This is a genomic window from Phenylobacterium sp. (assembly GCF_019636135.1).
Lineage (GTDB): Bacteria > Pseudomonadota > Alphaproteobacteria > Caulobacterales > Caulobacteraceae > Phenylobacterium.
Genome location: NZ_JAHBYD010000040.1, coordinates 23696 through 33555, shown reverse-complemented (window position 1 = coordinate 33555; position 9860 = coordinate 23696). Strand labels below are relative to the sequence as shown.

The window sequence follows — 9860 nt, the reverse complement described above, 5'->3', positions numbered from 1 at the left end:
TCAGGGCGTTGGTCATGGAGCGACATTATCCTACTAACTTTATAGGAATATGCCGAATGTCTGGGGCCGGCGAGAGATTTCCTCTGCCCCTTCCGCGCGCGACGGCCCGGAACGACGGGCCGCCGGAGGGGCAGAGGCGCCGGTCTAGCCGGGCGCGCCCCGGCGTTGCTGTTGCGAGCCCGGCGGCGGGACGGCCCGCGGCGGCAGGAAGATCTTGCGGAAGCTCAGCTTCACCACGCGGCCCAGGGGGTCGACGAGGTCGGGCTGATAGTTGATGGGCGTGGCGCCGGTCGCGTCCTTCACCGAGACGCGCTCGTCGAAGATGTTGTCGATCGACAGGCTGACGCGGGCGCCGCGCATCCAGGTGTGCTCGCGCGCCATCGGCTGCATGCTGAGGTCGGCGAAGAGGCGCGCGTTGACGGTCGTCAGGTCCGAGAATCGCAGGCCCGTGCCCCCGAAGGCGCTGTCGACGCTGCCGCCCTCCTGCCAGCGGGCGGTGAGCCGCGCGCCCAGGCCGTTGCGCGAAGCCCCGGCCTGCACGTCGATCTGATGCTCGGGATTGATCCCGCCGCCGCTGAGCGTGTCGCCGTCGATGAGGTCCAGCACGGGCACGCCCGGCCGGATCAGCACCTCGTCCTTCATCCGCCAGGTGTGGAAGACCGCGAACTGCAGGTTGCCGCCGCCGAACCCGCCCGGGCCGCCCGGACCACGGAAACCTCCGCCCGGACCACCGCCCGGGCCGCCGAAGCTGCGCGGACCGTCGCCCGGCGGCGGGCCGTCGGCTCCGCCAGGAGGCGCGCCGCCGCCGTCCGGCGCGCCCGGGGGCCGCTGGAAGCCGCCGGGCGGCGTGGTGGTGTTGCGGATCGGCTTGGAGAAGTTGAAGCCCCAGCGCAGCTCGTCGCGGTCGTGCCGGTCGAAGTTGACCGGGCGCACGTCCACCTGCGTCAGCCGGCCCGTGGCGTCGCGCACGAAGCGTTCGGGGAACGCCGCCTCGATCTCGGTCGTCGCCGCCGGGAAACCGGCGATCTCGTCCTTCAGCCGCGTGCGGGTGTAGTCGAAGCGGAAGGTGAGGTCGGTGTCCTTGATCGGCTTCAGGGTCAGGCCCAGCTTCGAGACCTGCCGGTTGCTGGCCATCAGGAACGGGTTGCCGCCGGAGATCTGGGTGACCTCGACGGTCTCGCCGCGGGTGAAGTCGAACACGCGCACGTCGGGCGTGGCGATCTCGGGCTCGCCGAGCTGCGAGACCGACGGCGCGCCATCCTCGTCCGAGAACGAGGCGACGAGGCGGATCGCCTCGATGGGCGAATAGGTGAAGCCGCCGCCCAGCTTGGTGAGCGTGCCGAAGTCCGAGAGTTCGTCGACCTCGGCGTTGAAGTTGACCGAGAGCGACCCCAGGCCACGCACCTTGCCGCGCGTGCGGCTGAGCAGCGGGGCGTCGAAGTTGACCTGGGCGCGGCCCGACTGGCGGTCGAGGTCGGTGTCGCGGGTGACGCCGCGGCGGAACGACGTGCCGCTCAGGTCATAGGTGTCGGCGCCCACGGTGAACGCGGCGTTGACGGGCCCCGCCGGAAGCTGGAGCAGCGTGCCGTTCACCAGCGCCTCGATCTCGGCCGAGGTGGTGGTCGAGCGCGCGCGGTTGGGGGCCGAGTAGGCGCCGGCGGCCGTGTTGTACTCGACCTCGGTGATGGTCCGGGTGCGCGCGCGGTCGGCGTTGGCGGTGACGTTCCAGCGCCAGCCCGAGACGGCGCCGTTGAGGCCGCCGCCCAGGTGGGCCGAGCTGGCGTCGGTGAGCCGCTTCAGCGGGTCGATCCCGCCCGCGGCGACGAGGGGGTCGCCCGACGGACCCAGCCGGCCGTCCGAGCCGGTGACCTCGAAGCGGCCGTTGAGGCTGCCCGACAGGCCATCGCCGAAGGGCCGCGCATAGACGCCGTTGACCGACAGGCTGTCGCTCTGCGGGAGCAGGCTGCGGAGCGCGCCGTCCTGGCCGTCCGTGCGCCGGACGTTGCGCTCGCTCTCCAGCAGGATCGAGCTGTAGCCGGCCTTCACGTCCACCTGGGTCCGCGTATCGCCCTGCAGGCGCAGCATGTTGGCGTCGGCGTCCAGCGTGGCGCGGCCGCCGGCGGTCGGGGCGCTCACCGCCGCCTCGACGGTCTGGGCGTTGAAGCGGCGGCGCAGGATGAAGTTCACCACCCGCTGGTCGGCGCGGTAGCCGTAACGGAGCGAGACCTCTTCGGAGAGGATCTCGGTGCGGACGATGGCTTCCGTGGGCAGGTCGCGGATCTCGGAGAAGCTCGAGATGCGCATGCCGTTGACCAGGATGACCGGCCGTCCGCTCCCGCTGCCGCTGGCCAGTTGGGGCGCGAGCGCGTCCAGGAGGTCGCTCACCGAGCTCACGCCCAGCGCCCGGATCTCGCGCTGGTCGAGGACGATCTCCGGCACGGCGTCGCCGACCACGGAGCCGCGCAGCCGCGGCGTGCCGCCGGTGACCACCAGTTCCTCGACCTCATACCCCTCGTCGTCGATCGCATGCGCCGGCGCGGCGTTGGTTGCGGGCGATTGCTGCGCCCAGGCGGCCTGACCGCACGCCAGCGCGAGCGCCGAACCGGCAAAAAACCATCGAACCATGCGGTGACCGAATCCCCATCTTTGCGTCCCCGAGCCTGATCCTGCCGAAATGCGCTCGGGAGATTTCCGCTCCTCGACGGGATGTTTCACGGCTGGCACGCGAAGCTCCGGCGCCAGGGCCCGCCGTCGTTGGCCGACACAGAGGCGAAATGTCAAAGCCTTTTGCGACTCATTCGCAATGAAGACGCCTGCGGGCGGCCGGACTCGAACCGGCACTCCATACGGATGCGGATTTTAAGTCCGCTGCGTCTACCAATTCCGCCACGCCCGCAGCGCGCCATGCGGTACGATGATTGGCTCGCGGCGGGCAAGCTTGGCCTTGGCCGTGCTCCCGGCGCATGATGTTCGGCGAATCCAACGGAGGACCCCATGCGCCGCCTGATGCTGATCGCCGCCGCCGCCACACTGGCCCTTTCGGCCACGCCCGCCGCGGCGCAGTCCGGCCTGGGCGGCCTGGGCGGCCTGGGCGGCCTCTTCTCGTGCGACGCGCCGGGCCAGGCCAACACCAGCGGCGCGGTGATCGGCGGCCTGGTGGGCGCGCTGGCGGGCAGCCAGGTCTCCAAGAACGAGCGGGCGCTGGGCGCGGCGATCGGGGCCGGCATCGGGGCGGCGATCGGCAACTCCATCGGTTGCCGGATGGACCGCAAGGCCCGCCAGGATGCGCAGGTGGCCTTCGAGCGCGCGCTGGAGACCGGCCGGCCGCAGAGCTGGTCCGACCCCACGACGGGCGCCTCGGGCGAGATCGTGGTGGTGGACCGCGGACCCTCGTCGTCAGGGTCGTATCCGGGCGGCGGCTACACGGAGCGCTGGCGCTTCGCCCAGGGCGTGGCGCCCGCCGTCCGCGTCTCCAGCACGGGCGGAGCCTATGCCGCCAACGGCCGGATCAACATGCGCGCGGCGCCCAGCGCCAACGCCGCCATCGTCGATCGCCTGCAGGCCGGCGAGCGGTTCGAGGCCGCGGGCTCGGTCTCGGGCGGCTGGCTGGCGGTCGTCGAGGACGGCCTGATCCAGGGCTATGTGGCGAGCTCGGTCGCGCGCCCGCTCTACGGCGGCGGAGACCGTGACTGCCGCCTGGTCGAGCAGACCATCAACGAGCGCGGCGCGGCGCCCGTGCGCGAGCGCTACAACGCCTGCCGCGGCGCGGACGGCGGCTGGCGTCTGACCACGATTTGAAGACCGGAGGCGCTTAAGTGGGCGCGCAACCTGTCGGCGCAGCGTGCGCCGCAGGCGCCCTATTTCCCACCACGAAGACCACGAAGGGCGCGAAGAGGCCGGGGGCGCGCCACGCTCAGCTCATCCGCGGCGCCTTCGTGACCTTGGTGATCTTCGTGGTTGAATCGATACGGCGCTGCCGCACGCTCGAAGCCGACAGGTCCGCGCAACCCTTCATCCGGCACGTTGCGCGCGAGCGAACCGAAGCCCTCAGTCCGCCACCCGCTGGCCGACGCCGGGCAGAGCCCGCGCGCCGTCGCCGACCAGGGTGAAGGGCGCCCAGAAGTAGGGGTGGGCGTACTTCGGGTCGTCCTGCAGCGCCGCCTGCGATCTCTGCAGCCCGTCGGCCATCGTGGGCGAACCCGAGGCGAAGAGGCCGGTCATCAGCCGCACCGCCGCCTCGGAGTCGATCGACCAGTGCGAGACCACGAGCGCCCGTGAACCCGCGTAGATCATCGCCCGCGTCAGCCCGCCCAGCGCCTCGCCGCCGCCCGTGAGGCCGGTGCGGTCGACGGTGGCGCCTGCGCCCCCCGTGTCGCAGGCCGCCAGGACGACGAGGTCGGCGTCGATCTTCAGGTTCAGGATCTCGCTGGTGTCGAGCAGGGCGTCGGAGTCGTCGCCGCCGCCCAGCGAGGTGACCAGCGCCGGCTCGGGCACGCAGGCGTCGGGCTGCGGCAGCAGGCCGTGGGTGGCGAAGTAGAGCACGCGGTAGTCGGCGAGGTCGCTGCGCGTGCGCACCGCCTCGTCGCTGAAGTCGGCGCCGGTGACGATCGAGCCGGGCGTGCCCAGGGTCTGGCCGATGGTGCGCACCTCGTTCGCGGTCTCCGGCAGGGCCTCGATGCGCAGCAGCGCGTTGCGGGTCTCGCCGCAGACCCGTTCCAGCACCACGCTGCGCCGGCTGAACGAGCGCGTCAGCGGGGCGAAGGCCCGGGCTTCGGAGCGCGGCAGGGCCGGGTCGGCGAAGCCGAGGTAGGGCTGGCGGGCCTGCGACGGGGCGAAGGCGCGCGATTGCAGGAAGCTGGCGCCCGAGACCACCAGCGAGGTCGAGACCGACTTGCCGAGCCAGGCGACGCGCACGTAGTCGGTGTCGTCGCCCGCCCGCTTGATCGACGCCGCGTCGGTGACGAACAGCGAGACCGGCAGCGAGACCAGGGGGCCGTCGGGCTCGTAGATCAGGTGCTTCGCGGCCAGCACGTCGCCCTTCACCGGCCCGAACAGCTTGCCGAACAGCGCCGCCGAGCCCTGGGCGTCGAACGGCAGCAGGGTCTCGGAGGGCTCCAGCGCCAGGCGCAGGCGCGCGACCTGCTCGCGCAGTTCGTAACGGTTCAGCGCGATGGCGTAGGGCTTCACCTTCGTCCGGGTGAGCATCACCCCGTAGGTGCGGCCCGAGAGCGGCAGCAGGCGGACATAGGCCTCGTCGGCCTTCAGCGCCTTCTGGACATCGGCCGCCGGGGCGCCCGGCGAGACGAGCTGGTTGTAGCGCGGGTTGGCCGCGGCCATCCGCTGTTCGAGGGCGTCGGATTCCGCCTGCTCGCCCTTCAGGATGGCTTCCAGTTCCACACGGACCGCGTCGGTGTAGAGGCCGTCGGCCTGCAGCGCGGCGATCTGGCTCTCGGTGGCGCGCAGGCGCCGGCGGGAGTCCTCGAACGCCCGCGAGAGGCCGGCGATGGCGCCGTCGCCGGCGGCCACGCGCGCGGCCAGCTTGTTGACCGTATCGGCCGTGGCGCTGGAGACCACCGTCTCGGCAGCGTCGAAGAACAGCGCGCCGTAGGTGTCGGCCCTGGACGGGTCCTTCTCGCTCATCCGCAGCAGGAGGTCGAAATAGGGCGCCGCCTGGTCGGCCGAGCCGCCGAGGCCGCCGCGCTGGGCGCGGAAGATGCCCATGGCCCGCTGGTAGGTGGCGAGCGCCGCCGGATCATCGCCGGCCGCCGCCTGGGCGCGGCCGAGGTCGAGCAGCATCGCGCCTTCGGCCGAGCTGCCGGCGTGACGGGTCCGCAAGGTGGCGAGCGCCGCCTGGTAGCGCGCCACGGCCTGGGGCGCACGGCCGTCCCTGAGGTCGAGGCCGGCGAGGTCGGCCTCGACACGCGCCTGCAGCCAGGCCGTCAGGCGGCCCAGCGCGGCGCTGCGGGCCAGGATCGTCCGGGCCTGCTCCAGCGCGGCGCGCGCCTGGGCCGTCTCGCCCATCGCGGCCTGCGAGGAACCGATGACCTGCCAGGCCTGGGCGTCCTGGATCGCGAGCTGTTCGCCGACCGTGACGCGGGTGGCGGCGATCTGGCTCTGCGCCGCCGAGGGCGCGTTGAGCCTGCGCGCGAGGCCGGCGTCGATGGTCAGCGGGCCGCCGTCCGTCGTCCGGGCGCTGGCCTGGGCCTGCGCCTGGGGCATGGCCGCGCGCATCCGCATCGCCCGGCGCGCCGCCTCGATCGCACGGTCGAAGCGGCCGCGGTTGCGCTCGTGCAGGGCGATGTAGTTCAGGCTGCGGGCGCGGGTCAGCACGTCGTCGGGCGCGATGAGCGCCTCGGCCTCGGCGAAGAAGCCCTCGGCCTCCTCGAAGCGGCCGTTGTTGGAGACGTTCATGGCGAGGTTCAGGAGGGCGTCGGCCCGCTGCGAGGCCGGCGCGTTGCGCACCTCGCCCTCGGTGACCAGAGCGCGGAACGCCGTCTCGGCCTCGTCGAACCGCCATTCGTTGTTCTGCACGTAGCCGCGCCCGCGCAGGCGCTCGGGATCGGCCGCCGCCGCGGCCTCCGCGGCCGCAAGGCCACCGAGGTTCGGGAAGTCGGCGGCGATCTCGGCCTGGGCGGCGGAGGTCTGCACGGCGGTCGCGGCGGGTGGTCTGGCCCCCAGCGCCACCTTCAGCCCCGTCTCGACCACGTCGGCCAGGACGGCGAGGCCCTCGGCGACCGTCACGGTCCCGCCCTTCTCGGACACGAACACCACATAGGGCGAGGCGCCCGCGGTCAGCGTGCAGGTGGCCAGCGTGGCCGGGATGGCCCCGGGCGCGGCCTGCGGCGCGGCGCACCGGGCGCGCGACGCCAGCGCCGCGGTCCAGGCCGCCTTCTGCGCCGCCGGGACCTGGTAGATGCGGCCCAGCGCCGTCGAGTAGCCGCGGCAGCGCAGCCGCCAGGCCTTGGCCCCGCCCTGCCCCACCGGGTCCTGGTAGTCGCGCACGGCGTCGCAGACGGCGCCCGACGCGCCGCTCTGGCCCAGCGGGACCAGCTCGGCCATCGGCGCCGCGGCGGCGGCTCCGGCGGTCATCCCCAGCGCCGCGGCGAGCGCGGCCAGCGTCCTGGCGTCGATCATTGCTCGGGCCTCCGCCAGATCTCTTCGTTGCCGGCGCCGGTGATCACGGCCTCGGCCTCACGCTCGTCCTCGTCCAGCGGCGGCGGCGGGCCGAACACCGGCGGGTCCACCGCCGCGGCCGGCGCCGGCGCGGTGAACGCCTCGATCCGGAACTGGCTGGCCGGCGTCGCGAGCGCGCAGCCGACGCCCAGCGCGCAGCCGTTGATGCGCACGAAGCCCACGCCCGCGTCGCCGTCGTTCGCCACGACGATGCGGTTCAGGAAGGCGGCGCTCTTGCCGCTGGTCAGCACGCCGTCGACGAGGAAGGCCCCGAAGACGTCGGCCACGTCTGCGCCGGCGATGGTCAGCAGCGGCTCGCCCGCCGCGACGCCCTCGCCCGTCAGGTAGAGGCCGCCCTCCAGGCCCGGCGCGCCGGTGTCCTGCTGTACGATCCGGTCGTCCGCGACGGCCTTCAGGCTGCCCGAGACCAGGAAGGTGCGGCCGATCTCGTCGCCGGTGGCGGCGACGCCCGCCGGCAGGCCGCGGGCGATGTCGATCCCGGACGCCGGGACGGGGCTGACCAGGTCGATGAACCGCTGCGAGCCCAGGAAGATGTCGCGCGCGGCGTAGAGCTCGACGGCGCGGAAGCCATGCACGTCGGTGAAGCCGGCGACGGCGTCGCCGCGGGCCGCGCCCAGCGCGCCCGTGACCTTGATCGCCTGCGGCCGCCAGGCCGTCCCGGCCGCGCTGTCGCCGATCTGCACCACCGCCGCGCCCACCGGGCTCAGGGTCCCGGTCACCCGCACCTCGCGGGTGTTGTGCGCGAGGATATTGAGCCGCGGGACCTTGGCCGCGTCGACCGTGAGGTCGCCCACGGTGACGTCGCCGTACACCGGCGTCGGCACGTTGACCGTCGCCGTCGTGAGGCCGCCGTAGAGGTTGACCGCGCCCGTCACCCGGATGCGCTGGAACTCCGCGTCGGTCAGCACGGCGTCCTGGCTCCCGCCCAGCGTCAGGGCGCCCGACTGGGATTCGAAGGTGAGGTTGCCGGCGGTGAAGCTGCCCAGGATCTCCGGGTTGGCGACCCGCAGCCTGGCGTCGCCGCCGATCGTGACCGTGCCGAGGCGCGCGGTGGTGGCGTCCATCAGCAGCGAGGGGCCGGTGATCGAGGCGAAGTCGGCCGGGCCGCCCGTGCCCACCATCACCGAGTTCGTGCCGATCAGGGCGTTGGCGGTGATCCCCTGCGCCGAGCGCAGGTCGATGTCGACGCCGCGGACCGCGCCCGCGATGTCGATGGTCTGGCTGGAGCTGACGCGCGTGTAGCCGTTGGTGGTCAGCGACGCGAGCCGCACCGGCAGGGCGCCGAAGATCTGCGCCTCGCCACCGGCCGTGACCGCGCCGGCGTCGATGGAGTTGTTGTTGGAGAACAGGATGTTGCCGCCAACCGAGACCGTGCCCAGCCGCAGGTCCGGCAGCGCCTGGCCGCGCCCGGCCGAGGCGGCGCCGGGCGCGATGGTCAGGTTGCCGCGCACGTCGATCGAAGGGGTCGTGATCACGCCGCGCGTGTCCAGCAGCATGGTGCGGGTGTTGACCGGGTCGAAGGCGCTGTCGCCCACCCGGATGCCCGCCGCGCCCGTCGTCAGGTTGTTGACGGCCATGGCGAGGCCCTGCCCCGCGTGGATGCCGCCTGCGACCGTGAGGTCGCCCAGCGCGCCCGTGCCGGTCAGGTAGATGTTGACGTTGCCGCCCGCGTCGACGCCGCTGATGTTCGCCGAGCCGGTGGTGACGCCGGTCACCTGCTGGTTCTCGTTGCCGACGCCCACCTGGCCCAGGAGGATCGAGCGGCCCGTGGTGATGGTGACCTGGCCGTACTCCTTGATCGACGACTGGGCGACCAGCAGGCCGGGTGCGTTGATCACCTGGCCCGCCAGCGCCGCGCGGCTGTAGGCGGCGAGGTAGATGGTGCCCGAGCGGGTGTCGCCGGCCAGGTTCAGCGCGTTGACGCCGACCGGCGTGCCGGCCGCCGCGTTCTGGACGATGAAGGTGAAGATGGTCCAGTCGAGGTTGGCCGGGAAAAGCTGCACCTCGAAGCTGTCGGCGGCGCCGTAGAGCACGGTCCCAGCGTCGCCGCTGGTGAAGTTCGACCCCGCGGCGGTCGTGACCTGCGGCGCGATCAGGGCCACGTGGTGGCTGCTGTTGAGCTGGGCGCCGGCCGCCACGGTGATCGGCCCGCCACCGCCGCCGGTGAAGGGGATGTTCTGGCCGTTGAGCGTCAGGAACGCGCCCACGTTCACCGCCGAGCTGGTGGCCAGGAGGCCCGCGACGTTGACCCGCGCGTTCGGTCCGAACGCGATCCCCTGGGGCGAATAGAACCAGACGTTCCCGCCGGTCGGGCCCGCGCCCACGGCGGCGGCCTGGACGCCGTTCACCGCCCCGTTGATGTTGATCTGCGAGCCGGTGACCCGGTTCAGCGCGATCCAGTTGCGCTGGTCGAAGTAGAAGTTGGCGGTCTCGCCCGGCTGCACGTCGAAGCTGGTCCAGTCCAGGATCGTGCGGTTGGCGCGCAGGTCGACGTTGACCGTGCCGCTGCTCGTGGTGACCAGCGGCGCAGCGCCGCCGGCGTTGGTCTGGGCGGTCCCGGCGTAGACGGGCAGCGCCTGGGCCGGCAGGGCCGCGAGCGCCGCAGCCGCCGCGCCGCCCAGGAGCGCCCGCCGCAGGCCGATGAGGGTGGACAGGGTGCGCATGGC

Annotated in this window: 4 protein-coding genes and 1 tRNA gene; 1 reads left to right on the top strand and 4 read right to left on the bottom strand. The window is 73.1% G+C overall.

The genetic code is table 11. The features are described from left to right. Positions 1-144: 144 nt before the first annotated feature. Positions 145-2625, bottom strand: a complete 2481-nt coding sequence (locus KF737_RS20780) for a TonB-dependent receptor (RefSeq protein WP_296459847.1) — start codon at positions 2623-2625, stop codon at positions 145-147. A gap of 189 nt (positions 2626-2814) precedes the next feature. Further along, positions 2815-2896: transfer RNA gene (locus tag KF737_RS20775), tRNA-Leu, on the bottom strand. Positions 2897-2994: 98 nt separating this feature from the next. Here KF737_RS20775 and KF737_RS20770 point away from each other — a divergent pair. Then, on the top strand, positions 2995-3798 hold the full coding sequence (locus tag KF737_RS20770; RefSeq protein ID WP_296459842.1) for an SH3 domain-containing protein: 804 nt from the start codon (positions 2995-2997) through the stop codon (positions 3796-3798). Positions 3799-4047: 249 nt separating this feature from the next. Here the strand turns inward: KF737_RS20770 and KF737_RS20765 are convergent, their stop codons facing one another. Then, entirely contained in the window at positions 4048-7134 is a 3087-nt protein-coding gene (locus KF737_RS20765; protein WP_296459839.1) for a CHAT domain-containing protein, read from the bottom strand. Beyond that, positions 7131-9857, bottom strand: coding sequence for a filamentous hemagglutinin N-terminal domain-containing protein (locus tag KF737_RS20760; RefSeq protein ID WP_296459836.1), 2727 nt, complete (start codon positions 9855-9857; stop codon positions 7131-7133). Before KF737_RS20760 ends, KF737_RS20765 begins: the two co-directional genes overlap by 4 nt. Between the last annotated feature and the right edge of the window lie 3 nt (positions 9858-9860).